The sequence below is a fragment of the Paraburkholderia sp. RHO2 genome (assembly GCF_050955445.1).
Lineage (GTDB): Bacteria > Actinomycetota > Actinomycetes > Mycobacteriales > Mycobacteriaceae > Prescottella > Prescottella agglutinans_A.
Map to the genome: position 1 here is coordinate 3,357,991 of NZ_CP162617.1, position 23,626 is coordinate 3,381,616.

Below are 23,626 nucleotides of genomic sequence, written 5' to 3' on the forward strand. Positions count from 1 at the left end.
GCCCGCCGGTCGGCGACCGACCGTGCAAGGATGCCGGCGGGAGGATCCACTCGAGGGGGAGCAAGACATGCGTGACACCATCCGACGCCCGGCCGACCGTACGCGGAGCCGCTCGGCTCGCCTGTTGCCGACGGGCCTGATCGCGGTCGCACTCGCGGCCACCGGCTGTTCCGCGCTGGACCGCACCGAGGTCGGTGCGGCTGTCGCCGCGACCGAGACCGGCACACCGGCCACCACGCCACCACAGCCCCCGACACCGTCCGCGGCGAGGGAGACTCCCGCGGCCGAGCCGTTGGCCAAGCCCGCCCTTCCCGGAGAAGCATGCGGCACCGCCACCTACCCGCAGACCGGCAGTGCCGTCATTGTTTTCGTCGACAGCGGCAGCATGACCTGTGCGAACGCGTTCACCGTCTTCGACCGGTACCTGCACGACCCGAACCTCGTACACGGCGGCAACACGTGGTTCGCGTCCTTCGACGGCTGGGGGTGCTCGAGCCCGACCGCGGCGCGGGCCCAGGAGACAGGCAACGCCGGAGTGTGCGAGAACCCCGAGAGCGGTATCCGGATCGTCGCGCGACCGGCCGTGGACCGATCGCCCGTCCCGCAGGCGACGGCGGACGGTGACCTCGGTTTGGCCACGCCGATGACGGTGCCGGCCTGCGACGGCACCGGGATCGTCGTCCTCGCCAACGCCACCGAACCGACGTCGTACCGCGCGGAGATCGCGCAGTACCTGGCCGCGTATCCGGGCGCGAGTTATCTGCGGACCGACCGGTCGTGCTCGTCGCTGCGTCAGGCGACGGAGGCAGGCAACCCGATCTACACCGTCTACCGGGTCGCCGGACGTACACCGACGGAAGTGTGCGCAGCGGTGCGCTCGGCCGGCGGTGACTCGTACGGGAAGTGGCTCGACGCGACGTCGAATCCCACGACGTCGATCCCCTGCTGACGCGGCACCGTCCCCTACCCCCAGCTGGCCTGGGCCCCGAGGCTCTGCTTGTCGATCCGCTCGAGCCGGCTCTCGGTGCACGACGCGATCTGGTCGACGATCACCCGAACCCGGGCGGCGTCGTCGTCCGCCGCGTTCCAGGCCGGCAGGAAGAGCGGATCCAGACCGGCCGGTGCCGTCCGCAGCAGCCACTCCGCCACCCGGTGGACCCGGTCCCGCTGCCGGTCCTGACGATTCTTGTGACCGGCGTCGGACATCACGTAGTGCAACGCCACCGTCTTGAGCAGCGCCACCTCGGCCGCCACGATCGGCGGCACCTCGAGATCCGCCTGGTAGCGCGCGAGCGGGCCGGGTCCGGTGACGGCGCGGGTGCCACTCACCGCGGCGGACGCGAATCGGCCGACGAGCTCGCTGGTGAGATTCTTCAGCGCCACCGAACTGGTGAGAGTGCCGTCGTAGTCCCCGACCGCGGCCACGACCGGCAGCTGCGACAGCCGCGCGGCCGCCTCGACCAGCTCGTCGACGATCAGGCCCCGGAACTGGGCGGCCCCCAGTTCGGCGAGCGCACGCACCTCGACGGGGTCGGCCAGGACGCGCAGGTCGATGCGGCCGACGATCACGCCGTCCTCGACGTCGTGGACCGAGTAGGCGACGTCGTCGGCCCAGTCCATCACCTGCGCCTCCAGGCACTGCCGCCCCTCGGGGGCACCGTCGCGCACCCACGCCAGCACCTCCGCGTCGTCGTCGTACGCCCCGAACTTGGCGCCCGGCGCGGGACGCGTCCACGGGTACTTGATCGCGGCGTCGAGCGACGCTCGGGTCAGGTTGAGCCCGACGCTCCGGCCTTGGGCGTCGAGCACCTTGGGTTCGAGGCTGGTGAGGATGCGCAGGTTCTGCGCGTTGCCCTCGAAGCCGCCACACTTCTCGGCGACCTCGTCGAGCGCCTTCTCCCCGTTGTGCCCGTACGGCGGGTGCCCGATGTCGTGGGCCAGGCCGGCGAGGTCGACGAGATCCGGGTCGAGGCCCAGCCCGTCGGCGATGCCGCGGCCGATCTGCGCCACCTCGATCGAGTGGGTCAGCCGGGTGCGTGGGGTGTCGCCGTCACGCGGACCGACGACCTGCGTCTTGTCGGCCAGTCGCCGCAGCGCCGCGGAGTGCTGCACACGCGCCCGGTCGCGGGAGAACGCCGACCGGTGCTGGAAGGCCTCCGCCGCCGGCACCAGCCCCGCGGTCTTGGGTGCCTCCGGCACCTGTCGTTCCAGATCGTGCGCGGTGTAGCCCGCGCGTGCCGCCGGATCGTTCACTGTCCCGCCGTGTACGGGAAGTCCGCGGAGAAATGAGTGAGCTGGTACCACAGCAAAGCACCTGTCTCCCTGGTGATTCCGTGCAGCTGCGATTCGCGCGTGATGACCGCCGGCCCCTGCCGGGTCGGCGCCGTCCACGCCTCGATGCCGGCGTCGCGGGCCATCGTCCGGGTCCGCAGCGAATGCCACGGGTCACTGACGAGCACCGCCGAGCGCATCCCCTGCTGCCCCATCTCGCGGCTGACGGCCTCGACGCTGAGCAGGGTGTCCGAGCCCTCCTCGACCGCGAAGATCGCGTCCGCGGGCACCCCCTCGTCGATCAGGAAGTTCTTGCCCGACGCGGCCTCGGTGTACTCGTCGCCCTCCTGCTTACCGCCGACCGTGATGATGGCCGGGGCAACGCCCTGCTCGTACAGCTTGCGGGCCTGGTCCAGCCGGGCCTCGAACACCGACGACGGCGTCCCGGCGTACTGCGCGGCCCCGAGTACGACGATCGCGTCGGCCGGGGTGGTGTCGGTGATGCGCGCCACCTGCCACACCCGGACCGCGGTTCCACCGACGAGCACGACGCCGATCAGGATCGTGCCCAGCACCAGTCGGCTGACCCACCGCCCTAGCGCGGCACCGAACGAACGGCGCGGCGCGGGACGCGGGTACAGCTCCGGCGGGTCGTAGCTGGGCGCGGTGCTCACTCCCCGATTCTGCACTACACCCCTCCCCGTACGCGGGGTGCGGCGCGCTCCCGACACGTATACGCCATGGGCCACTGCGCGCGGGCTACTCGCAAGACCGCACCACGGCCCGATCGGTCGGCGTCGAACGGTGTTCGAGCACCTCCACCGACAGCCCGACAGTACCGAAGACCTCAGACAACTGCCCCCGCACCCGAACCGGGTGCAGGGGCAGTGGGCAGCTCAGCAGATCACCACTGCTGGATAACGTCGAAGCGGCTGCCCCAGATCGCGGGATCGTTCACGTCGAACTGCACGTAGCCCCCACGAGCCACGGCCTCGTCGATCAACTGCTGAGTCGTGGCATACACGTACGGCAGCGGAGAGTCGTAGAGCGACCCCTCGCCGAGATAGACGGCGATCTGATCCTCGGGCACGACAGCCTCGATCGCGTTGCCGACACCCAGATCACGCAGTACCCGAGTCTCGTTCCGGTCGAACGAGATCCCCTGGTAGCCCTCCCCCGAGCGCAGGGAAGCGGCCGATGCGGTGCCGGTAGCACCCACCATCAGCCCCGCCGCAGCAGCAGCCGGAATCAGTGCAGCAGCGATCATGCGAGTACGAGACATCAAGAATTCCCCTCTAGACACCAGCCGATTTACCGGCCGGTCAGTTCCCTTTGCGGTTCGCATCGTAGCCGCACTCCCCTACGGCCTCAGCGCCGCCCGACCGGACCAGCCACCGTTGCCTGCCAGGGCATGAACGCAGCCCCCGGGCCGGGAGGTGCGCACGGACCGCGGGACGTGCCGTCGCCGCAGCTCAGCACAGCGAAGAGCCCGCACCCATTGGGCGGGGCCCTGGGGGCGGCTCTCGCGGTGGCGAGGCTGCACGTCGGGGTTCGTCGACAATGCCGAAGCGGGCAGAGCGACCAGCGTGCGCTGGTGGCTCTGCCCGCATTCTCTCCTGAGCTGGGTCAGCTCAGGTTGCCGATCACATTGTTCAGGATTCCGCCGACCACGTTGGTGATCGAACCCTGCGGGTCGGTGACAGATCCGAAGACCTGACCGGATCCGGTGTTCACCGATCCGAAGCCCAGATCCTCGAGGCTGCCCGAGCCAGCCTCGACAGGGTTCGGCTGACGGATGGTGACGCACACACCCATCGGGTTGATGTTCCAGTTGCCAGCCGCGAGCACGATATTGGTGCCGGCGCCGCTGTCGAGTTGCGCGCCGACCGTGGCGTTGTCCGGGACCTTGTAGGTGGTTTCCAGGGCGATGATTCCGCCGCCTGCCGTGGTCCACCCACCGCCCTTGACAATGACGGAGTTGTTGCCGACGACGGCGGTACCGGTGACGTCCTCCCACTTCTGATCCCCGATAAGCCATTTGACGTTCAGACGAGCCTTCACCAACTGGAAACCTGCCGGGTGGAAGTCACGGATCTCGTTGACGAGCGCTCCCGAACCGGACACCTTGGTGACGTAGGTGACGGTTTGTCCGGGTGCGACCTTGCCGTCGCCGATCACTTCCTTGCTCACGGTGTACGGCGTCCAGAGGGAGCCAGCCCACTTGGAAGTGACTGACTGGTTGAGCGCGCACGCGGGCGCAGCTTGCGCCACCGAGGCTCCGAGCCCAACGGTGACACCGGCCGTGAGAACGGCCAGAGAGGCGGTTGCGGCCACGGCGTGGCGGAGTGAGCGGCGTGACATGTAGAACTCCGTTCGTTGGGTTGTACAGATCGTGAAAGCCCGGGCAGAACTATAGCCAGATTTCCTGAACGAGTGTCCAGTTTGAGAAACAGTCGCGGCCACCCGAGCCTGCGTCGACGTCGCGCCACACCCGATAGATTCGTCGCATGGCCCTCGCTTCGACTCCGGCACAGCCTCAACACGCCAGGCACGACCGCGCACGCCGCTCGCTGACCGCCACGGTCGTCGGCGCACTGCTCTCACTGGTGATCCTTATCTTCGCTCCCGCAGCCGCGTCGGCCGAGACGCCGATGCGGCTGCCCGAGCACATCACCGATCTGTCCGGCGTCCTCGACGCCGGGCAGCGCGCCGACGTCCAGGACGCTCTCGACACCCTCTACGACGAGCACAAGGTGTCGCTGTGGGTGGTGTACGTGGCCGATTTCGACGGTCTCTCCCCCGACGCGTGGGCCCAGAACACGGCCAAGGCGAGCGGCCTCGGCAACCGCGACGCACTGCTGGCGGTCGCGACCACGGACCGGTCCTACTACTTCGACGTGCCCCAGGCGCTGTCGGAGGTCACCAACGCGGAGATCGATTCGATCAATCAGGACTCGGTGGAACCCGCCCTGCGCGAGGAGGACTGGCCGGGAGCGGCGATCGCCGCGGCGGGCGGACTCGGGGACGCGATGGCCGCCACCCACACGTCGCTGAAGGTGCTCGGCATCGGCGCGGCCGTGCTGGTCGTCGTGGGTCTCGGCGTCTTCCTCTATTCACGCAAGAAGCGTGGCGACCGGCTCGAGCAGTCCGTGGCCACCGCCCGCGAGGTCGACCCCACCGACGCCGACGCGCTTGCCGCGCTGCCCATTCCGGCACTGGACACGCTCGCGAAGGACGCGCTGGTCGACATGGACAACGCGATCCGCACCAGCGAGGAGGAACTGAACCTCGCGGTCGGCGAGTTCGGCGCCGACAACACCGCCCCGTTCACCGCGGCGTTCGAGCAGGCCCGCGCGACGCTCGCGTCGGCGTTCACGATCCGTCAGCGGCTCGACGACGACATCCCCGAGACGCCGCAGCAGCAGCGGCAGATGCTCGTGGAACTCGTCACGACGTGCGCCCGCGCCGACAAGGAACTCAATGCCCGTGTGGCCGAGTTCGACTCGATGCGCGACCTGCTGCTCGACGCCCCGGCTCGGCTCGACGCGCTCACCCAGGCCGTCGTCGCGGCGACGGTCCGGGTACCCCAGGCGGAGGCGACGTTGACCGCCCTCCGCGCGGAGTTCCCAGCGTCCGTGCTCGCCACGATCGAGCACAACCCCGACATGGCGCGCGAACGGATCACGTTCGCCGAACAGAACATTGCGGCCGGGCGTGACGCGGTCGCGCTGCCCGCGGGCAAGCAGGGTCCCGCGGTGGCCGCGATCCGTGCGGCGGAGGGCGCGCTGGACCAGGCCCGCACCCTCCTCGACGCGGTCGACCGTGCCGACGCCGACATCCGGCACGCCATCGCGACGCTGCCGGAGGCGATGGCGGACGTGCAGCAGGGAATCTCGACGGCGGCCACGCTCGCGGCGCAGGGTGGGCAGAAGCTCGCGGACGCGAAGGCCGCGGCGGAGGAGGCGCTGCGGAACGCCCAGGCCACCAAGGACACCGATCCGCTCGGCAGCTTCAGCAAGGTCGTGGAGGCCGACGCGAAGCTCGACGCCGTGCTCGCCGAGGCGCAGGAGGCCAAGCAGCAGGCCGACCGTGCCCGGGCCCGACTCGACCAGGACCTCACGGCAGCCCAGTCGCAGGTGACCGCCGCGGCGGACTTCATCTCCACCCGCCGCGGCGCGGTCGGCGCGGAGGCTCGCACGCGACTGTCGGAGGCGCAGCGCCACCTGCAGGCGGCACAGCAACTGGCCGACGCGGATCCGTCGCAGGCCCTGCAGCACGCGCAGGCGGCGACTCAGCTGGGTTCGCGGGCGCTGTGGGCGGCGCAGGCGGACGTCAACCGCTACCAGGACAACCAGCGCCCGCCGAGCGGCGGCGTGTCCGGCAGCGGCGGCAATGCGGCCGGCGCGATCCTCGGCGGCATCCTCATCGACAGCATGCTCCGCGGCGGCATGGGGCGCGGGGGCAACTGGGGCGGACGCGGCGGTGGCGGATGGGGCGGCCCCGGCCCGGGCTCGTTCGGCGGACCGAGCAGTTCGGACCGCATCGGCCGGGGCGGCGGCGGCCGCTTCTGAGGCACTCCCCCCGAAGGGCCGAATGTCACATGCGTTCAGTCAGTGTGAACGCATGTGACATTCGGCCGGGAAATCAGGCGCCGATCAGACGCTGGGCGAGGTAGCCCTCCACCTGGTCGAGGGCGACGCGCTCCTGCGCCATGGTGTCGCGCTCACGGACGGTGACCGCGTGGTCCTCGAGGGTGTCGAAGTCGACCGTGATGCAGAACGGGGTGCCGATCTCGTCCTGGCGACGGTAGCGGCGGCCGATGGCGCCGGCGTCGTCGAACTCGATGTTCCAGTGCTGACGCAGCGTGGTGGCCAGATCCTTCGCCTTGGGCGAGAGGTCGGCGTTGCGGCTGAGCGGCAGCACCGCGGCCTTGACCGGTGCCAGTCGACGGTCCAGCTTGAGGACGGTGCGCTTGTCGACGCCGCCCTTGGCGTTGGGCGCCTCGTCCTCGGTGTACGCGTCGACCAGGAAGGCCATCAGCGAGCGGGTCAGGCCGGCCGCGGGCTCGATGACGTACGGGGTGTAGCGCTCACCGGAGGTCTGGTCGAAGTAGCTCAGGTCCGTGCCGGACGCCTTCGCGTGCGTCGCGAGGTCGTAGTCGGTGCGGTTGGCGATGCCCTCGAGCTCACCCCACTCGCTGCCCTGGAACTGGAAGCGGTACTCGATGTCGACGGTGCGCTTCGAGTAGTGGGACAGCTTCTCCTGCGCGTGCTCGTACAGGCGCAGGTTGTCCTTGTTGATGCCGAGGCCGGTGTACCAGTCCATCCGGTAGTCGATCCAGTACTGGTGCCACTCCTCGTCCTCACCCGGCTTGACGAAGAACTCCATCTCCATCTGCTCGAACTCGCGGGTGCGGAAGATGAAGTTGCCCGGGGTGATCTCGTTGCGGAAGCTCTTGCCGATCTGGCCGATGCCGAACGGCGGCTTCTTGCGCGACGTGGTGAGCACGTTCGCGAAGTTCACGAAGATGCCCTGCGCGGTCTCCGGACGCAGGTAGTGCAGGCCGGTCTCGCTGTCGACGGGGCCGAGGAACGTCTTGAGCAGGCCGGAGAAGGCCTTGGGCTCGGTCCACTGGCCCTTGGTGCCGCAGTCCGGGCACACGATCTCGGTCATCGGAACGGCGTCCGGGTCGTCGAGCTTGTTCTTCTCGGCGTACGCCTCCTGCAGGTGGTCCTGACGGTGGCGCTTGTGGCAGTTGAGGCACTCGACGAGCGGATCGGTGAACACCTCGACGTGGCCCGACGCCTCCCACACCTGGCGGGGCAGGATCACCGACGAGTCGAGGCCGACGACGTCCTCGCGGCTGGTGACCATGTTGCGCCACCACTGCTTCTTGATGTTCTCCTTGAGTTCAACGCCGAGCGGACCGTAGTCCCAGGCCGACTTGGTACCGCCGTAGATCTCACCGCATGGGTAGACGAGGCCACGGCGCTTGGCGAGGTTGGCGACGGTATCGATCATGGACTTGGGTGCCACTTGGCTGCTCTCCATCTGGGTAATAGATGCGTGGTTCACGTGCGGAATTCGCCCGTCCAGCCTATCGGTAGCCGCGGCCGCGTCCCACGCGCCCGGTTGACATGCATATTCGTGCATATCAAAATGGAATTGATTTGCAATAAGGCGGAGCGGTCCGACCCGTTCGACCGCATGTGAGGAGCTGCACAGTGAGTGTTGCCGACGCGGGCGACCTGCGAGCCGGGACGCACGACCACGGGCCGTGCGCCGAGACCCCCGCGGCCCCCATGCCGTCGAAGGACACCCTCGTCGCGGCCGGTGAGATCCTGCGCGCCCTCGCCGCGCCGGTGCGCATCGCGATCGTGCTCCAACTGCGCGAGTCGCAGCGCTGCGTGCACGAACTCGTCGGCGCGCTCGGCGTCACGCAGCCACTGATCAGCCAGCACCTGCGGGTACTCAAGTCGGCCGGCGTCGTCCACGGCGAACGCATCGGCCGCGAGGTGATGTACCGACTCGTCGACGACCACCTCGCGCACATCGTCATCGATGCCGTCGCCCACGCCGAGGAAGGATGACCGAGAACGTGACGGACAGCACCACCCGAGGCGCCCGCGCCGTCGTCGGCGTGCGCTCCACCAAGCAGCGCAGCGCCATCTCGGCCCTGCTCGACGAGATCAGCGAGTTCCGGTCCGCCCAGGAACTGCACGACGAACTCCGCAAGCGCGGCGAGGGCATCGGCCTGACCACCGTGTATCGGACGCTGCAGACGCTCGCCGACGCCGGCACTGTCGACGTTCTCCGCACCGACACCGGCGAGTCGGTCTACCGCCGCTGCTCGTCCGGACACCACCACCACCTGGTGTGCCGCGGTTGCGGCTACACCGTCGAGGTCGACGGTCCCGCCGTCGAGCAGTGGTCGCAGACCATCGCCGACACCAACGGCTTCACCGACGTCAGCCACACCGTCGAAATCTTCGGCAACTGCCGCGACTGCGCGAAGGCGCAGTAGCGGCGCCCTACGCCAGCAGGCCCTTCCGGGCCTCCTCCGCACCGGACAGCACCAGCAGCAGCATCGTCGCGAGCGGGGCGTCGGCCAGTCCGGTGGCCGGGAAGGTGTACCGCAGCACGACGTCCGCGAGCTTGCCCCGGGCGATCACGCTGATCGTGCCGAACTGCGCCTGCGCGTTGCGCTCCGCCACCCGCTTGTGCAGCGCCGGCTTCAACGTCCGGTCCCATGCCAGCACACCGGTCAGCGACAGCACGTCCAGGCCGTCGGCGAGGGTGACCGCCCGCATCGAACACAGCGCGCCGCCGTACTCGAACCGCAGAGAGCCGTCGTCGTCGGCGGCGACGGCCACGAATCCCTCGAGGGCCGCACGCGTCCGGGCCTGCAGCGCCTCGGCGGGGTCCACGTCAGCGCTCACTGGTACTTCACCCCGCCACTGTGTTGGATCATTTGACTCCGCCAAAGCGACGATCCCGCGACGCGTACTCCACGCACGCGGCCCACAGGTCGCGGCGGTCGAAGTCGGGAAACAGCTTCTCCTGGAACACCATCTCCGCGTAGGCGGCCTGCCAGATCAGGAAGTTCGACGTCCGCAGCTCACCGGAGGGCCGCAGGAACAGGTCGACGTCCGGCATGTCGGGCTCGTCGAGGTACTTCGCGAACGTGGCCTCCGAGACCTTCTCGGGGTCGATCTCCCCGGCGGCCGCGCGGCGAGCGATTTCCCTTGCAGCGTCGGCGATTTCGGCCCGGCCACCGTAGTTGACGCACATCGTCAGCGTCATCACGGTGTTGTCCTTGGTGAGCTCCTCGGCGATCTCGAGCTCCTTGATGACGCTGCGCCACAGGCGAGGTCGGCGCCCCGCCCACCGGACCCGCACACCCATCTCGTGCATCTCGTCACGACGACGACGGATGACGTCGCGGTTGAAGCCCATCAGAAACTTCACCTCGTCGGGGCTGCGCTTCCAGTTCTCGGTGGAGAATGCGTACGCGGACAGCCACTTCACGCCGATCTCGATGCAACCGGCGACAGTGTCCATCAGGACGTCCTCGCCGCGCTCGTGGCCCGCGGTGCGGGGCAGTCCGCGCTCCTGCGCCCACCGGCCGTTCCCGTCCATCACCAGCGCCACGTGGTTGGGGATCAACTCGGGCTGCAGGATCGGCGGACGGGCACCGGACGGGTGCGGGAAGGGCGGGCGGATCTCCCGGTCAGGCTGAGCTTGCGGTTCGCGTCGTCGAATCACGCTCCCCATCCTGCCTGACCGCCTCGGTGTCCCCCACCGCCGCATGCGGTCGGGATCGTTCGATCAGGGGCAACGTGCGAAGCTGCCGTTCGAGGTGCCACTGCAGGTGCGCGGCGATGAGTCCGCTGGCCTGGCCGCGCATCGCGGGGGTCGCGGTCTCGGCGTCCTTCCACAGCCCGTGCGCGAGCGCGTCCATGAAGTCGAGTACACCGGGCGACGGCGTGGCCGCGCCGGGCGGACGGCAGTGCACGCACACCGCGCCACCTGCGGCGACGTGGAACGCGCGGTGCGGGCCCGGCGCCGCGCACCGCGCGCACTCGGTCAGGGCCGGCGCCCAACCGGCGTAGCCCATCGCCCGGAGCAGGTAGGCGTCGAGGATCAGTTCGGCCGGACGGGTCTGCTCTCCCACCGCCCGCAGCGCCCCGACGGTGAGGCTGTGCAGCCGCGGCGCGGGGGCCCGCTCCTCACCGGCCAGGCGCTCGGCGGTCTCGAGGATCGCGCACGCGGTGGTGTAGCGACCGTAGTCGTCGACGATGTCCGCCCCGAACGCGTCGACCGTGTGGACCTGGGTGACCACGTCGAGGCTGCGTCCGGGATACAACTGCACGTCGATGTGCGCGAACGGCTCGAGCCGGGCCCCGAACTTCGACTTGGTCCGCCGCACGCCCTTGGCGACCGCGCGCACCAGCCCGTGCTGCCGGGTCAGCAGGGTCACGATGCGATCGGCCTCGCCCAGCTTGTGCTGGCGCAGCACCACCGCATAGTCCCGGTACAACCTCACGTGCCCAGTCTCCCACGTCGCACCGACGGCGTCGGGCAACCCTCACCGATGCACGACAGGCCCGTCGATCGCCCCCCGCAGCGCCTCGAGGGTTGTATCGACGTCCGATTCGTCGTTGAAGAAGTGGAACCCGACCCTCAGCCTGTTGCCGGTCACCGTCGCCGCGATGCGGTGCCGGTGCAACGACGCGACGACGTGGTCGCCGTTCGGCGTATCGACGGCCACGATGTGCGACGGCGCGCCCGCGTTCGCGTCGACGCACCCGAGCGCCGCCGCCCCGTCCCGGAACCGCTGCGCGAGCCCGAGACAATGCGCCTGCGTCCCGGCGCGGTCGAGACCCGACAAGACCGCCAGCGCCGCTTCGGCTCCGATCCACGACAGCCACGCGGGCGACGTGTCGCATCGGGAGGCGTCGGACGCCTCCCGGTAGCCGCCCCCGAAGTACCCCTGAGGAGAGCCGGTGCTCTTCCAGCTCGGCGCCAACGGACGCAACTCCGCGAGCCGATCCGGCCGCACCGCCAGCCACGCGGTGCCGCGCGGACAGAACATCCACTTGTACCCGTGGACCGCGACGTAGTCCGCCGCGAGCTCGTCGAGTCGGCTGTCGAGCACGCCCAGTGTCTGCGTGACGTTCACGAACAGGCGTGCACCGACGGCGTCCGTCGCCCGCCGCAGCGCCAGCAGGTCGACGCGTTCGCCGTCCAGCGTGATGACCTCGCTCGCCGCGACGAGAGCGGTGTCGGGCCCGATCGCGTCGAGCAGGACGTCGGTGCGCGACCGTCCGGCCACCCGCGGCGCGACGCGGACCCGGACGTCGTCACCGAGAAACCGCATCCACGGGTACAGGTTGCTCCGGAACTCGTCCTCGGCCACCACGATCTCCCCGACGGTGATCGTGTGGGCCACCGTTGCGGCCGCCTCCGAGAGCGACCCGAGCGTGGCGACCGTTCCGGCCGCCACGCCGAGGTAATCCGCAAACTGCTCGCGGGCGCGGGCCGCGGCACCGTCCCAGTGCAGCCAGTCGAACGTCCCCGAGGACCAGTCCTCGAGCGCCCGGGTGAGGGCCGCGGTCACCGGGAGCGCCGCGGGCGGCGCTCCCGGTGTGTCCAGCCAGATCCGTTCGCCCAGTGCGGGAAACAGTGCCCTGAACTCCGAGTGGTTCATTCCGGGATCGCCACCACTGCCTCGATCTCCACGGCGAGTTCCGGTGCCGCGAGCGCGGCGACCACCGCAGCGGAGTGCGCCGGGTAGACACCGTCCGGGTACCACCGGGCGAACACCTCGTCGCGGGCGAGCGCGAACTCGCGGAACGAGTCCTCGCCGACGAGGACGGTGAGCATCTTCACGATCTTGTCCGGCCCCACCCCGAGGGACCCGAGGATCGCCTCGAGATTCTCGAACGTCCGAGCGGCCTGTGCCCGGCATCCGCCCGGCACGATCGCGCCGGTCGCGTCGGCGCCGACCTGCCCGGAGACGAACGCCAGCCGATGCCCGGCGGGCACGACGGCGACGTGGCTGAACTTGCCCATCGGAGGTGCCACGTTCGGCGGATTGAAGTAGTTCACGAGCCGATATTCCTTTCGGTGGAGAAGACAACCTTGCCGAAGCCCGCGGCGTGCGCCATCTCGGCGAGGACTGCAGGCGCATCCGTGAGTGGTCGGACCGAATCGACGACCGGGCGGATCGAATGCCGCACGACGAAGTCGAGCATGTCCGCGAACTCCTCCTCGCTCCCCATCGAGGTACCGATGATCTCGATTTGACGGAAGAAGATCTCCCGCAACGACACCGGCACGTGGGCCCCGGTGGTGGCGCCGAACGTGACGAGCCGCCCGCCCGGACGCAGGGCGCGCACCGCTGCCGGGAAGGCGGCGGCACCGACGCTGTCGAACACGACATCGGCCGACCGACTCAGCGCCGAGTCGAAGTGCTCGTTGCCGACCACGGCGTGGGCGGCGCCCAGTTCCAGCGCACGATCCGCGGCGGCACGGCTGCGGCTGGTCACCGTCACCTCGGCGCCCGCGGCGACCGCCATCGCCAGCGCGATGGGAGCGACGCCACCGCTGATCCCGGTGACGACGACGTGGTCGCCGGCGCGCAGGCGCGCCCGCGAGAAGAGTCCACGGTAGGCCGTCAGCGCCGCCAGCCCGAGCGCCGCCGCTTCGGGCACGGACAGGTGCGGCGGCACCGGATGGACGTTCCGCTCCGGCACGCACACGTACTCCGCGAACGTTCCGGGTCGTGGGCCCCCGAGAATCTCCGGAACCTCCGGGACCTCGTCGGTGCGGGGCCAGCCGAGGCACGGGTTGATCAGCACGGAACGTCCCCGGAAGCGGTCGTCGACGCCGGCCCCGACCGCGTCGACCCTCCCCACACCGTCGGCACCGATGACGAGCGGCTCGGATCCCTCTTCGCGCCGATCGATCAGGAACAACTCGTGCCGGTTGAGTCCGGCCGCCGCGAGCGCCACCCGCACCTCCCCGTCACCCGGGCTCGGAGTCGGCAGTTCGGTGACGGACAGCCCGGCGACGCCGGGCCGTCCGGCGTGGGTGACGGCGATCATGCCGTCACGTCCTCGGGCACCTTGCCGGTGCGGAGCGAGACGCCGAGCGTCTCGGGTGTGACGAGCGCTGCAAGCAAGCTGATGAGCGCACCCGCGGCGAGATACGCGGCCGGCGCATACGTGGAATCGGTGTAGTTGACCAGAGCCGTCGCGATGAGGGGCCCGGCGCCGCCGAACAGGACGACGCCGAGGTTGTAGCCGATGGCGAGGCCGCTGTAGCGCCGGGAGGTCGGGAACAGTTCCGAGAACAGCGCCGGCTGGGGCGCGAGCATCATCGCATCGCCGATCAGGATCAGGACGACGCCGACGAGGATCGTCACGAACGAACGCTGGTGGATCAGAAGGAAGCCGATCGGAGTGGTGACGACCACCCAGGCTGCACCCCAGAGCAGGAAAGGCCTGCGGCCCACGCGATCACATACTCGCGCGAAGGTGACGACCATGACGACCAGGAAGAGCATGGCCACCAGGCAGGCGCCCCGGGCCGTCGACGATTCGATGTCCAGCTCGGCGATGAAGAAGGTGGGACCGTACACCAGCAGGACGTAGGTGCACATCGTGGGCGCGCACACGAGGCCGCACACCAGCAGGATCGAGCGCCAGTTCTCCCGGAGCGCGCTCAGGAGAGGCGACCGCTCCTGGGTGCCGCCGGCCGCCATCTCGGTGTATTCCTCGGACTCCTCGAGCTTGAGGCGCATGTACAGCCCGATCATGCCGAGCGGCAGCGCGAGCAGGAACGGGATCCGCCAACCCCAGGACTGCAGGTCGTCGGCGCTGAGGCTCGCCGTGAGGATCAACGAACTCAACGCGGCGGTGAACATGCCGAGCGAGATGGTGATCGTCTGCCAACTGCCGTAGTAGGCGCGGCGGTGTGCGGGAGCGGATTCTACGACGTACGCCGCGGCGCCCATCCATTCGCCACCGGCCGAGATGCCCTGGATGCATCGCAAGATCAGGATCAGCAGCGGCGCCGCGACACCGATGCTCGCGTAGGAGGGCACGACCGCCATGAGCGCGGTGGCGCACGAGATCATCAGGATGATCGCGGACAGCGTCACCTTCCGGCCGAACCGATCGCCGATGTAGCCGAAGAAGATACCGCCGAGGGGGCGAACGACGAAGCTGATGCCGAAGACGAGGAACGTGAGCATCAACGAGACCGCGGGATCGCCCTTGTCGAAGAACAGGACCGAGAACGTAGCCGCGAAGTAGCCGTAGAGGACGAACTCGTACCACTCGAGGAAGTTGCCGATGCAGGCGGCGACGATCGCCTTGCGTTTGGCCGGGGACAGAACCTCCGGATCCGGTTGTGCGACGGAGGGGGCGGCAAGTTGGGACATGGGTCACTCCTGGGTCGGGGACGACGCGGGGATGGGAGAAGACGTAGGGGTGCGATCGGTGTGAACACGGTGACCGAGAGCCGCGACTACCAGACGGGAGAGCCGAACGTCGGGATGTCGGTGACGTGATCGAGGTAGGTGCCGTAGTCGATGTCGAGGCGGGCGAATCCGTACGCGGCCCGGACATCGCTCGCGACGGTGAACAGCTGCACCGGATCGCTGCGGCACGGTTGGTGCGCCAGCGTCGCCGCGCCCGCGTGCGGGGAGCGTTCGACGTCGAACTCGAACGGAATCCGGACGAGACGGCTGATGTCGAATCCGTGTCCCTCCGCGCTCGGGATGAGCTTGAGGGTGTAGTGGGTGGAGAACCACTCCGGCACCAGTTCGGTTGCCACGCGGGCGCCGTCGAGCGTCACCCGTCCCGCGACCAGGTCGATCCCGGCGGCGTTCGTCATCGAGTACTCGATGCCGCCCGGGGTCTCGTCGAGCCGCACCCGACGCGCCTGCTTCTTGGGCAACCCGAACAGCTCGCGACCGAGTATTCCGTGGTTCAACCCCTCGACGTAGGTGCCGACGGCATAGGCGCCGTCGGCACCGTCGGCGTGACGGCACCGGACCGAGATGCCACCCTGCATGTAGGCGGGGCGCACCTCCTTCGCTCCGTCCGCAGCGGAGAACTCCGCCCCGATGAACTCCGCGATCCACACCGCGACCTGCGGGCGACCGCCCGGGCGGAGCGGCGCCGGCAGGACCGCGTCGAGCACCTCGCCGTCCGTCTCGTACACCAGCGACAGCCAGCGAACGCGGACCGATTCGGTTCCCGCCGCGAACAGGGGCGCGAAGGCCGGCATGGCGGTGGCGGCCGACGTGCGCGGGGGCGTCATGCGTACACGCCCGAATTCTCGACGATCAGCGCGGCTTCGATCTCGGCGACGATCCGCTCGACGGTGGGAACGATGGCGTCGACGAGGCTGGGTGCGGCCGGGATTCGGGCCGGCCGAGCGCCGATGCGCACCGGCGGGTTCCGGAGCTCGACACCCGAGCACACCACGTCCGCAACGACTTCCGCACCGAGACCGGCGAAGGTGTGCGCCTCGTGCACCACCGCGAGACGACCGGTGCGCTGCACGGATCGCTTGATCGCTCCGGTGTCGAGGGGACGCAGCCATCGGGCGTCGATGACCTCGAGGTCGATCCCCTTGGCCGCCAGGGCGTCCGCCGCCTCGAGCACACGGAACTGCATCGAGCCCCAGGTGACCACCGTCATCGTGGTTCCGGGCCGACGGGTCACGGCGCCGCCGAGCGGCAGGACCGGACCGCCCAGGGTGACGGGCACCTTGGCACCGTGGTAGAGCGTCCGGTTCTCGATGACGATGGTGGGATCGTCGGATCGGATCGCGGTCAGCAGAAGATCGTGGGCGTCCTGCGCCGTGGCGGGCATGCACACCTGGAGTCCCGGCACGTGCGCGAAGAGCGCCTCGAGGCTCTGCGAGTGCTGTGCACACGCTCCCGGAGCACTCCCCTGCTGCGTCCGCACCGTGATCGGCGCGGACAGCACGCCCTCGGACACGTACCGGACGTTGGCAGCCTGGTTCACCAACTGGTCGAGCGCGACCAGGGAGAAGTCCGCCCACATGATCTCGACGACGGGCCGTCGACCGAACAGCGCCGAACCGATCGCGCCGCCCAGAATCGCCGACTCCGAGATCGGGGTGTCGAACACCCTGTCGCCGAAGGCTTTCCGCAGACCCTTGGTGACCCCGAACACCCCGCCGGGGGCGGCGACGTCCTCACCGAAGACCAGAGTGGTCGGGTCCTCGGCGAGGGCGCGGCGCAGCGCCTCGTTGACGGCGCCGGCATAGGTCAGGTTCTTGATGTCAGGCATAGAGGTGCTCCAGTGCGGTGTCGGGGTCGGCAATCGGATCCTGCAGCGCCCGTGCGGACGCGTCGGCGACCTCGCGGGCGACGTCGGCCACCACCGCGTCGAGATCTGCCTGCGTCACCCCGGACTCGAGGAGCGCCCGCGCGGCGCGCACCAGCGGCTCGTCGGGGGTGACCTCCTCGACCTCACCGTCGGGCCGGTACTGCTGGGCGTCCCCGATGTAGTGGCCGACGAGGCGGTGCGTCATCGCCTCCAGAAGGACGGGCCCCTTGCCTTCTCGCGCATGCTCCGCGGCGCGGGACATGGCTTCGGCCACCTTTTCGGGGTCGTTCCCGTCGATCCGCGCGCCGGTGAAGCCGTAGATGCCGGCCCGCTTGAACAGGACCTCGTTCTTGACCATGTCGACGATCGGCGTCATCTCCGAGTAGTGGTTGTTCTCGACCACGAAGATCACCGGAAGGTTGCGGATGGACGCGAAGTTCATCGCCTCGTGGACGGCGCCCTGATTCAGGGCGCCGTCCCCGAAGGCCGCCACCGCGACCCGGCCCGACCCGTCGAAGGTAGCGGCGAGAGCGGCACCTGCGGCGATCGGCGCGCCCGCCCCGACGATCGAGTTCTCGCCGTACATCGCATGTGCCGGTGTGGAGAAGTAGGCCGACCCGCCGCGACCACCGTTGGCGCCGGTGCTCCGGCCGAGGAGCTCGGCGAGCACTTCGTGCACCGAGGCGCCGAGCGCGAGCGCCCAGCCGTGACCACGGTAGGTCGGAAACACCGCGTCCCGTGAAAGGTCCAGTCCGGCAGCGCCACCGACGTAGATGGCCTCCTGCCCGTTGCACAGGTGGACCGATCCCACGACGTCACCCGCCTTGCGCAACCGGAGAATCTCGTTCTCGGTCGCGCGGATTCTGTGCATCTCGCGGAAATATCGGAGCAGAACTCGAGACATGTGTCCTCCACAGTCTGGTGATGAAACGTGAGTGTGCTGACGGCAGCGCGGCGTCAGCGGCCGTCGCCCACCGCGCGCAGCGGTGTGGGCGAGGTGGTGCGAAGGTGGGCCGTGGCCCGGTGCGCGACGTCGCGCACGTGTGTGCTGAGCGAGCCCAGGTCACGGGTGAATCGGGCGGTCGGCGCCGACACGGCGTAGGCGCCCGACGGCCTGCCGTCCACACCGAAGAACGGTGCGGCCACGCACGACACGCCGATCTCGTACTCCTCGGCGTCGATCGCGTAGCCCCTCTGGGCAACCAACTTGAGCTCGGTAGCCAGTGTGTCGTGGTTCGGGATCGTGTTCGGGGTCAGCCGGGTGAAGCTGTCGTCGGGCAGCATCGCCTCGACGTCGCGCGCCGGCAGGTGCGCAAGGATCGCCTTGCACGACGCACGGGCGTGCATGTTGCCGGTGTAGCCGACGTCGAGGTTCCCGACGTTCAGCATGTGCAGTCCGGCGATCCACTCCTGGAGCGTCACGGTGCCGTGATACCAGCCGGAGATGTACACCGTCTCCCGGGTCAGTCGATGCAGCCGGGACAGCAGCGCCGACAGCGTCGGGTCGGGCCGAGTGTGATCGGCGACCGTCTTGCTCAGTCGTGCGGCACGACTGCCCACGATGTAGGTGCCTTTCGGCAGCCGGGTGACGAAGCCGTCCTCCTGCAGCGTCCGCAGGATGTGGTAGCAGGTGCTTCGATTGAGATCGAGCTGTCGCGCAAGGCTTTTCGCGGATGCGGTGCCGTCCGCTGCCGCGATGGCCTCGAGCACTTCCAAACCCCGCGACAGGGTCCGCAGCGTCGTTCCCGTATTCGAGGAAGTCACGACGTCGTCCGCGACGCGAGAGCGAGCACGGTCCGTGCCAACACCTGTGCCGACGCGACGACCTCGTCCTCCTCGATCGACTCGTCCGGGCTGTGCGCCAGTGCCGTGTCCCCGGGACCGTAGATGATCGTAGGGATGCCGCGGGGACCGTACTGTGCGGCGTCGGTGGCGGCCGTCAGACCCACCAGAGGGGTCGCCGATCCACGCACCGCATCGATGCTCTGCTGGACCGCCCGCACGAGAGGCTCCGCGGCATCGGTCTGCCATCCCGGCAACTCGTGCTGCCAGACGACCCGGCTCGGTCGCGCCCCCCAGCCGGCATCGGCGTCGACCTTCGCCACCAGCGACTCGATCCGCGCACGCATCTCGTCGAGATCCTCGCCCGCGGCCACTCCCCAGCGACCGGCCATCTCGGCCGTATCGGGCACTGCCGCCCGCCACGTCCCCGCGCGCACCGTTCCCATGACGAACGGAACAGGGGTCGGGATGTCCGCGAAGTACTCGCTTCGGTGCTCCTCGGCCCTCGAGTCCGCGAGGTCGGTGAGCGCGGTGTGGACGCGCATCAGATGCAGGAAGGCATCCTGGCCACGCCACGGTGCCGACGTGTGGGCCGACACCCCGTCGATCTCGATGCGGAAGAACAGCAACCCGGTTCCCGCCGGCGCGGCAATTCCGCCCGTCGGTTCCAGGACGACCGCGGCCGCCGGTCGCTCGATCCGCTCGAAAGCCGCGCGGGTGCCGATACCCGTCGTCTCCTCCGCGACGACCAACTGGACGGCAACGTCGAAAGGCAAGTCCACGTCCAGCTTTCGCAGCGCATGCAATGCGAAGATCCCGGACGCGATGGGCCCCTTCGTGTCGACCGATCCGCGCCCGTGCACGCGTCCGCCGCGGCGCGCACCGCTGAACGGGGACAACGTCCACGAATCGACATCGCCGGGTGGGACGACGTCGATGTGCCCGTTCAGCACGACGGTCGGCACGCCCTCGCGCGGCGGCCGGGGCCACGCGACGATGTTGCGCCGGTGCTCGAGCCGCGGCTCCGTGGCCGGATCCGCCGCGCGACCGGCGGCGGTGAGGTGCAATTGCTGGGTCTCGTGGGTCCAGTCGTTCGCGTCGAACCACGCTGTGAGAAACCCGTGGATCGTGTCCTCGTCGCCGCTGACGCTGGGGCATCGCACACTGCCGGAGAGGAACTCGAGCATCGGCTCCCTCAGTTCCTCGACCGTCTCGTGCAGCCGGCCCACCGCCTGTTCGGTGGTTTCGGTCGTCCGGGTCATCGCAACACCTCGTTCGGTCATCCGTTCGTTCGGTGGACCCACGATGAACTCCGAGCAATGGTTGGGCAACGAGGACGCCGATCGAGTGTCACTATATGAACTTTCGGCTGGCCGGACTACCCGGGCGGACGTGGAAGCCCCTGCCGTAGGCGCATACGTACCGGTCAGTACAGAAGGTCTGTCGAGAACGCTCTCGCGGAATTTCAGATACCCGGACTCGGGACCGTGCGATCTCGATGCCGACGCCGATCGCACCTATCGTGACGCACCTGGACAACCGTGCCGCGGGATGCACCGGTCCGCGGCCCCCCGACGAGACCCATGGCAGGAGCTTCAGAATGACGGAGGCCACGCTGTTCGACCGGCACCGATCCGTGATGCCCGACTGGATGTCGCTGTACTACCCCGATCCCCTCGAACTCGTGTCGGGGAACGGACGTCGCGTCACAGGCGGGGACGGACGCACCTATCTCGATTTCTTCGGCGGTCTCCTGGCAACCATGGTCGGCCACGACATCCCCGAGATCACCGAGGCGGTCCGTGCCCAGGCCGGCCGCATCATGCACTCGTCGACGCTCTACCTCATCCGCGCGCAGGTCGAGCTCGCCGAGAAGATCGCCGCGCGCGCACCGGTCGACGATCCGCGCGTGTTCTTCGTCAACTCGGGCTCGGAAGCCGTGGAGACGGCGTTCCTCCTCACCAGTTGCGCCCGGTCCTCGAATCAGGTCATCGCACTGCGCGGCAGCTACCACGGTCGCTCGTTCGGCACCGTCGCGGCCACCGGCATTCGTGGTTGGTCGGCAACGTCTCTGAGCCCTCTGCAGGTGACGTACGCGCACAGCGGCTACAAGTATCGGAGCCCGTTCGGGCATCTGGACGACGACGCCTACACCGCCGCGTGCGCCGACGAACTCCGCACGATGATCGAGACGGCCACGTCCGGGAACGTCGCCTGCTTCATCGCCGAACCGGTGCAGGGGGCGGGCGGATTCGCCACTCCCCCGGACGGATTCTTCCTGGCGATGCAGGAGGTGTTGCGAGAGTACGAGATTCCGTTCGTCTCCGACGAGGTGCAGTCGGGCTGGGGACGAACGGGCAGAAGCTGGTTCGGGATCGAGCACTACGGCGTCCGGCCTCAGGCGCTCACCTTCGCCAAGGGCCTGGCGAACGGGATGAGCATCGGCGGAGTGGTGGCCGAGGAGTCCCTCATGAACTCGCTGACCGCGAACTCGATCTCCACCGCCGGCGGCAACCCCATGGCGATGGCCGCCGGGAATGCGGTGCTGGACTACATCGCAGACCACGACCTGCAATCCAACGCGGACCGGATCGGCGCCCTCCTCGCCGGCGGTCTGCGGGCCATCGCCGCGCGTTGCCCGCTGGTCGGTGAGGTCCGCGGCGTCGGGCTGATGATCGGCGTCGAACTCGTGCTGCCCGGCACCAAGACCCCCGCCGTGTCCGCGACCACCGCCGTCCTCGAGGAGGCGCGGGCGGCAGGTCTGCTCATCGGGCGGGGCGGACTGCACGGCAACGTCCTGCGCGTCACGCCCCCGATGACGGTCACCGCGGACGAGGCCACCGAGGCCCTCGCGCTCCTCGAAGCGGTCCTGATGACGGTGTCGGCCCAGGTCGACGCCTGACGACGCGGTCAGTCCCGGTCGGGTTCGAGGACCAGCACCGGGATCCGTCGACCGGTGGCCCGCTTCTCGTAGGCCGCCCACGCCGGATAGATCGACAACCCGAGCCGCCACAGCCGCTCGCGCTCCGCGCCGTCCACCTCGTGCGCCCGCACTTGCTGCGCCGCACCGCCGGCCACCGAGATCTCGGCCCGCGGGTGGGCACGCAGGTTGTAGTACCACGACGGGTTCTCCGCCTGGCCGTAGTTGGAGGCGATGAGCACGATCCGACCGTCGTCGGGCAAGCCGAGCAGCGGGACGACGCGGCGGACACCGCTGCGCGCGCCGGTCGTCGTGAGCATCACCACCGGCAGACCCGAGAGCATGCTCGTCAGGGTCCGCCGCCGCCTGGTGATCCGGAAGACCGGACGGTCGATGTGGTGCAGGGTGCGCGCGAACACCCACGACACCGGTGCCAGGCCGCCCACCGACCGCATTCCACGCTGAATCGGGTTGGCCTGACGATACGTTCGTGCCTGCGCCATGATCGTTTCCTTCCGGACGAGCCGTCAGTCCCAGGCCGGCGCGAGCCGCCGACCGGTCGCGGCCCGCGAGGTCCGCCGGAACAGCACCAGGAACACCAGCGCCACCAGCGGCTGCAGGAAGTCGGTGAGGAGGGTGCGCCGGTCCGGGTGCCGGTCCAGCGCGATGTGCGCCGCCGCGCCGACGAGGAGAACGGCCCACTGGGTCAGGAAATACCCCATGACATCACCTTCTCGGTCCGAGAGGCTCCCACGTGTCGAGAGGTCAATCGTGGCATGCGGACCACGCCGTCGCACCGAAAACGGTCGTGCCGCTCCCCCGATCGGAGAAGCGGCACGACGAGAACCGGAGCGACGGACCCTAGAAGCCCAAGCGGCCCAACTGCTTCGGGTCGCGCTGCCAGTCCTTGGCGACCTTGACGTGCAGGTCCAGGAAGATCTTGACGCCGAGCAGCTTCTCGATCTGCTTGCGGGCCACGGTGCCGACCTCACGCAGCCGGGCGCCGCCCTTGCCGATCACGATGCCCTTCTGGCTGGGACGCTCGACGTACAGCAACGCGTGGACGTCGAGCATCTCGCCCTGCTTCTCCGTGCGGCCCTCGCGTTCGCGGATCTCCTCGATGACGACGGCGAGCGAGTGCGGCAGCTCGTCGCCGAGGCCCTCGAGCGCGGCCTCGCGGATCAGCTCGGCCATGAGCGTCTCCTCGGGCTCGTCGGTGAGCTCGCCGTCCGGGTAGAACGCCGGGCCGGGCTCCATCAGGCCGGCCAGGACCTTCACCAGCAACTCCACCTGCTCGCCGGAGACGGCGGACACCGGGATCACCTCGGCCTCGGGGCCGAGGAGCTTGGAGACCGCCATGAGCTGCGAGACGAGCGCGTCCTTGCTCACCTTGTCGATCTTGGTGACGATGCCGACGAGCTTGGTCTTGGGCGCCATCTGACGCACCTGCTCGAAAATCCACCGGTCGCCGGGGCCGATCTTCTCGTCCGCCGGGATGCACAGGCAGATGACGTCGACCTCGGAGTACGTGTCGCGAACCAGGTCGTTGAGGCGCTGGCCGAGCAGCGTGCGCGGCCGGTGCAGGCCGGGGGTGTCGACCAGGATCAGCTGGGCGAAGTCGCGGTGCACGATGCCGCGGATCGTGTGCCGGGTCGTCTGCGGCCGCGACGACGTGATCGCGATCTTCTCGCCGACCAGCGCGTTCGTCAGCGTCGACTTGCCCGTGTTGGGCCGTCCGACGAAACAGACGAAGCCGGAACGGAATTCGTTGTCGGTCATA

General features: G+C 69.3%; 25 protein-coding genes. 5 read left to right on the forward strand and 20 right to left on the reverse strand.

Annotated elements, in window-relative coordinates:
• Positions 1-67 precede the first annotated feature (67 nt).
• Positions 68-949: a hypothetical protein gene (locus tag ABTV10_RS15615; RefSeq protein WP_499028305.1), complete on the forward strand. Its 882-nt coding sequence runs from the start codon at positions 68-70 to the stop codon at positions 947-949.
• A gap of 14 nt (positions 950-963) precedes the next feature.
• On the opposite strand, the gene ABTV10_RS15620 is transcribed toward ABTV10_RS15615, so the two are convergent.
• From ABTV10_RS15620 to ABTV10_RS15635, 4 genes are all read right to left on the reverse strand, one after another.
• Complete coding sequence (locus ABTV10_RS15620) at positions 964-2,253, reverse strand: deoxyguanosinetriphosphate triphosphohydrolase (RefSeq protein ID WP_499028306.1); 1,290 nt, start codon at positions 2,251-2,253, stop codon at positions 964-966.
• A complete protein-coding gene (locus tag ABTV10_RS15625; protein ID WP_499028308.1) occupies positions 2,250-2,945 on the reverse strand; it encodes a YdcF family protein in 696 nt (231 codons plus the stop codon). Before ABTV10_RS15625 ends, ABTV10_RS15620 begins: the two co-directional genes overlap by 4 nt.
• A gap of 230 nt (positions 2,946-3,175) precedes the next feature.
• Complete coding sequence (locus ABTV10_RS15630) at positions 3,176-3,538, reverse strand: hypothetical protein (protein WP_499028310.1); 363 nt, start codon at positions 3,536-3,538, stop codon at positions 3,176-3,178.
• Positions 3,539-3,897: 359 nt separating this feature from the next.
• Positions 3,898-4,734, reverse strand: coding sequence for a hypothetical protein (locus ABTV10_RS15635; protein ID WP_499028311.1), 837 nt, complete (start codon positions 4,732-4,734; stop codon positions 3,898-3,900).
• A 44-nt stretch (positions 4,735-4,778) separates the two neighbouring features.
• On the opposite strand from ABTV10_RS15635, the gene ABTV10_RS15640 reads away from it, so the two are divergent.
• Positions 4,779-6,842, forward strand: coding sequence for a TPM domain-containing protein (locus ABTV10_RS15640; RefSeq protein WP_499028313.1), 2,064 nt, complete (start codon positions 4,779-4,781; stop codon positions 6,840-6,842).
• 73 nt (positions 6,843-6,915) lie between these two features.
• Here ABTV10_RS15640 and ABTV10_RS15645 read toward each other — a convergent pair whose 3' ends face one another.
• Complete coding sequence (locus ABTV10_RS15645; protein WP_499028315.1) at positions 6,916-8,307, reverse strand: glycine--tRNA ligase; 1,392 nt, start codon at positions 8,305-8,307, stop codon at positions 6,916-6,918.
• A gap of 188 nt (positions 8,308-8,495) precedes the next feature.
• Here ABTV10_RS15645 and ABTV10_RS15650 point away from each other — a divergent pair, with 188 nt between their 5' ends.
• Both ABTV10_RS15650 and ABTV10_RS15655 read left to right on the forward strand, forming a co-directional pair.
• Positions 8,496-8,861, forward strand: coding sequence for an ArsR/SmtB family transcription factor (locus tag ABTV10_RS15650; protein WP_499028317.1), 366 nt, complete (start codon positions 8,496-8,498; stop codon positions 8,859-8,861).
• Positions 8,858-9,295, forward strand: a complete 438-nt coding sequence (locus ABTV10_RS15655) for a Fur family transcriptional regulator (RefSeq protein WP_433605301.1) — start codon at positions 8,858-8,860, stop codon at positions 9,293-9,295. Before ABTV10_RS15650 ends, ABTV10_RS15655 begins: the two co-directional genes overlap by 4 nt.
• A gap of 7 nt (positions 9,296-9,302) precedes the next feature.
• Here the strand turns inward: ABTV10_RS15655 and ABTV10_RS15660 are convergent, their stop codons facing one another.
• The 12 genes from ABTV10_RS15660 to ABTV10_RS15715 form a co-directional block, all read right to left on the reverse strand.
• The gene (locus ABTV10_RS15660) at positions 9,303-9,710 is read right to left on the reverse strand and encodes a hypothetical protein (RefSeq protein WP_499028319.1); all 408 of its coding nucleotides are present in this window, start codon (positions 9,708-9,710) and stop codon (positions 9,303-9,305) included.
• Positions 9,711-9,738: 28 nt separating this feature from the next.
• Positions 9,739-10,536 (reverse strand): isoprenyl transferase, encoded by a 798-nt coding sequence (locus tag ABTV10_RS15665; RefSeq protein ID WP_433605305.1) that lies wholly within the window; start codon positions 10,534-10,536, stop codon positions 9,739-9,741.
• Positions 10,502-11,317 carry a DNA repair protein RecO gene (gene recO, locus ABTV10_RS15670; RefSeq protein WP_499028323.1) on the reverse strand — a complete coding sequence of 272 codons (816 nt, stop codon included), beginning with the start codon at positions 11,315-11,317 and terminating at the stop codon, positions 10,502-10,504. The genes ABTV10_RS15665 and recO overlap by 35 nt, the downstream gene beginning before the upstream one ends.
• A 42-nt stretch (positions 11,318-11,359) precedes the next feature.
• Positions 11,360-12,481, reverse strand: coding sequence for an aminotransferase class V-fold PLP-dependent enzyme (locus ABTV10_RS15675; protein ID WP_499028325.1), 1,122 nt, complete (start codon positions 12,479-12,481; stop codon positions 11,360-11,362).
• Complete coding sequence (locus ABTV10_RS15680; protein WP_499028327.1) at positions 12,478-12,882, reverse strand: RidA family protein; 405 nt, start codon at positions 12,880-12,882, stop codon at positions 12,478-12,480. The genes ABTV10_RS15675 and ABTV10_RS15680 overlap by 4 nt, the downstream gene beginning before the upstream one ends.
• Positions 12,879-13,880, reverse strand: a complete 1,002-nt coding sequence (locus ABTV10_RS15685; RefSeq protein ID WP_499028329.1) for a zinc-binding dehydrogenase — start codon at positions 13,878-13,880, stop codon at positions 12,879-12,881. Before ABTV10_RS15685 ends, ABTV10_RS15680 begins: the two co-directional genes overlap by 4 nt.
• Positions 13,877-15,220 (reverse strand): MFS transporter, encoded by a 1,344-nt coding sequence (locus ABTV10_RS15690; protein ID WP_499028331.1) that lies wholly within the window; start codon positions 15,218-15,220, stop codon positions 13,877-13,879. The genes ABTV10_RS15685 and ABTV10_RS15690 overlap by 4 nt, the downstream gene beginning before the upstream one ends.
• An 86-nt stretch (positions 15,221-15,306) precedes the next feature.
• Positions 15,307-16,104, reverse strand: coding sequence for an acetoacetate decarboxylase family protein (locus tag ABTV10_RS15695; protein ID WP_499028333.1), 798 nt, complete (start codon positions 16,102-16,104; stop codon positions 15,307-15,309).
• Positions 16,101-17,105, reverse strand: coding sequence for an alpha-ketoacid dehydrogenase subunit beta (locus ABTV10_RS15700; RefSeq protein WP_499028334.1), 1,005 nt, complete (start codon positions 17,103-17,105; stop codon positions 16,101-16,103). The genes ABTV10_RS15695 and ABTV10_RS15700 overlap by 4 nt, the downstream gene beginning before the upstream one ends.
• Positions 17,098-18,015 (reverse strand): thiamine pyrophosphate-dependent dehydrogenase E1 component subunit alpha, encoded by a 918-nt coding sequence (locus ABTV10_RS15705; RefSeq protein ID WP_433605321.1) that lies wholly within the window; start codon positions 18,013-18,015, stop codon positions 17,098-17,100. Before ABTV10_RS15705 ends, ABTV10_RS15700 begins: the two co-directional genes overlap by 8 nt.
• 86 nt (positions 18,016-18,101) lie before the next feature.
• Positions 18,102-18,908: an IclR family transcriptional regulator gene (locus ABTV10_RS15710; RefSeq protein ID WP_499028336.1), complete on the reverse strand. Its 807-nt coding sequence runs from the start codon at positions 18,906-18,908 to the stop codon at positions 18,102-18,104.
• Entirely contained in the window at positions 18,905-20,188 is a 1,284-nt protein-coding gene (locus tag ABTV10_RS15715; RefSeq protein ID WP_499028338.1) for a M20 family metallopeptidase, read from the reverse strand. Before ABTV10_RS15715 ends, ABTV10_RS15710 begins: the two co-directional genes overlap by 4 nt.
• Before the next feature lie 338 nt (positions 20,189-20,526).
• Between ABTV10_RS15715 and ABTV10_RS15720 the strand changes: the two genes are divergently transcribed.
• Positions 20,527-21,828 carry an aspartate aminotransferase family protein gene (locus tag ABTV10_RS15720; protein WP_499028340.1) on the forward strand — a complete coding sequence of 434 codons (1,302 nt, stop codon included), beginning with the start codon at positions 20,527-20,529 and terminating at the stop codon, positions 21,826-21,828.
• Positions 21,829-21,836: 8 nt separating this feature from the next.
• Here ABTV10_RS15720 and ABTV10_RS15725 read toward each other — a convergent pair whose 3' ends face one another.
• The 3 genes from ABTV10_RS15725 to era all read right to left on the reverse strand — a co-directional run bounded on the left by ABTV10_RS15725 (position 21,837) and on the right by era (position 23,625).
• Positions 21,837-22,349, reverse strand: coding sequence for a nitroreductase/quinone reductase family protein (locus ABTV10_RS15725; protein WP_499028341.1), 513 nt, complete (start codon positions 22,347-22,349; stop codon positions 21,837-21,839).
• A 24-nt stretch (positions 22,350-22,373) separates the two neighbouring features.
• The gene (locus tag ABTV10_RS15730) at positions 22,374-22,568 is read right to left on the reverse strand and encodes a hypothetical protein (protein ID WP_499028343.1); all 195 of its coding nucleotides are present in this window, start codon (positions 22,566-22,568) and stop codon (positions 22,374-22,376) included.
• A 139-nt stretch (positions 22,569-22,707) separates the two neighbouring features.
• On the reverse strand, positions 22,708-23,625 hold the full coding sequence (gene era, locus ABTV10_RS15735) for a GTPase Era (RefSeq protein WP_499028345.1): 918 nt from the start codon (positions 23,623-23,625) through the stop codon (positions 22,708-22,710).
• Between the last annotated feature and the right edge of the window lies 1 nt (position 23,626).

Bases quoted from the DNA above. Each gene is read 5' to 3' on its own strand.
- ABTV10_RS15615 (WP_499028305.1), top strand. From the start codon at position 68: ATGCGTGACACCATCCGACGCCCGGCCGACCGTACGCGGAGCCGCTCG.
- ABTV10_RS15630 (WP_499028310.1), bottom strand. From the start codon at position 3,538: ATGATCGCTGCTGCACTGATTCCGGCTGCTGCTGCGGCGGGGCTGATG.
- ABTV10_RS15640 (WP_499028313.1), top strand. From the start codon at position 4,779: ATGGCCCTCGCTTCGACTCCGGCACAGCCTCAACACGCCAGGCACGAC.
- ABTV10_RS15655 (WP_433605301.1), top strand. From the start codon at position 8,858: ATGACCGAGAACGTGACGGACAGCACCACCCGAGGCGCCCGCGCCGTC.
- ABTV10_RS15675 (WP_499028325.1), bottom strand. From the start codon at position 12,481: ATGAACCACTCGGAGTTCAGGGCACTGTTTCCCGCACTGGGCGAACGG.
- ABTV10_RS15685 (WP_499028329.1), bottom strand. From the start codon at position 13,880: ATGATCGCCGTCACCCACGCCGGACGGCCCGGCGTCGCCGGGCTGTCC.
- ABTV10_RS15690 (WP_499028331.1), bottom strand. From the start codon at position 15,220: ATGTCCCAACTTGCCGCCCCCTCCGTCGCACAACCGGATCCGGAGGTT.
- ABTV10_RS15695 (WP_499028333.1), bottom strand. From the start codon at position 16,104: ATGACGCCCCCGCGCACGTCGGCCGCCACCGCCATGCCGGCCTTCGCG.
- ABTV10_RS15700 (WP_499028334.1), bottom strand. From the start codon at position 17,105: ATGCCTGACATCAAGAACCTGACCTATGCCGGCGCCGTCAACGAGGCG.
- ABTV10_RS15705 (WP_433605321.1), bottom strand. From the start codon at position 18,015: ATGCACAGAATCCGCGCGACCGAGAACGAGATTCTCCGGTTGCGCAAG.
- ABTV10_RS15715 (WP_499028338.1), bottom strand. From the start codon at position 20,188: ATGACCCGGACGACCGAAACCACCGAACAGGCGGTGGGCCGGCTGCAC.
- ABTV10_RS15720 (WP_499028340.1), top strand. From the start codon at position 20,527: ATGACGGAGGCCACGCTGTTCGACCGGCACCGATCCGTGATGCCCGAC.
- ABTV10_RS15725 (WP_499028341.1), bottom strand. From the start codon at position 22,349: ATGGCGCAGGCACGAACGTATCGTCAGGCCAACCCGATTCAGCGTGGA.
- ABTV10_RS15730 (WP_499028343.1), bottom strand. From the start codon at position 22,568: ATGGGGTATTTCCTGACCCAGTGGGCCGTTCTCCTCGTCGGCGCGGCG.
- era (WP_499028345.1), bottom strand. From the start codon at position 23,625: ATGACCGACAACGAATTCCGTTCCGGCTTCGTCTGTTTCGTCGGACGG.